This window comes from Rhodococcus sp. T2V, from assembly GCF_029269925.1.
Lineage (GTDB): Bacteria > Actinomycetota > Actinomycetes > Mycobacteriales > Mycobacteriaceae > Rhodococcus_F > Rhodococcus_F koreensis.
The window spans coordinates 1-566 of sequence record NZ_JARJBD010000476.1 but is presented as its reverse complement, the minus strand read 5'-3'; the positions used below and the strand labels follow the sequence as shown (position 1 = coordinate 566).

1 pseudogene is annotated in these 566 nt (G+C 67.1%); it reads right to left on the bottom strand.

Annotated elements, in window-relative coordinates:
* Positions 1-283 precede the first annotated feature (283 nt).
* Positions 284-566: pseudogene (locus P3H15_RS54925) on the bottom strand (SDR family NAD(P)-dependent oxidoreductase); the annotation flags it as partial.

Below are 566 nucleotides of genomic sequence, written 5' to 3'. Positions count from 1 at the left end.
CCTCTCACCCGGTGGTGTGCATGGACGAAAAGCCCTACCAGCTCCTCGCTCACGTGCGTGACCCGATCCCTGCAGCCCCGGGCCGCGACCGGCGAGAGGATTCGGAGTACGTGCGGCACGGGACCTGCTCGATCTTCTGCTGGACCAGAGCCTCTGGCCGGATGGCGGCGTGTCGATGCCCAGCCCCGGCGCACCAAGGTCGACTGGGCCCGGAAGGTCAAAGACCGTCTGTGCGTGGACTACCCGGACGCGGAGACGGTGGTGCTGGTGATGGACAACCTCCGACGACGCCGCCCTTGGACGCGGAGTACGCGGCCTGACCGATCTGGCCCTCGTATGCGGCGACGGAGGCGGTGTTGATGATGACGCCGCGCTCGCCGTCGATGGGCTCGTTCTTCGAGATGCGCTCGGCGGCAAGGCGGATCACGTTGAACGTGCCGATCAGGTTGACGGTGACGATCTTGGTGAAGTCGGCGAGCGGGAACGCGCCGTTCTTGCTCACGGTCTTGATGGCGTTGCCGATGCCGGCGCAGTTCACGGCGACCCGCAGCGGTCCGAGCGACTCC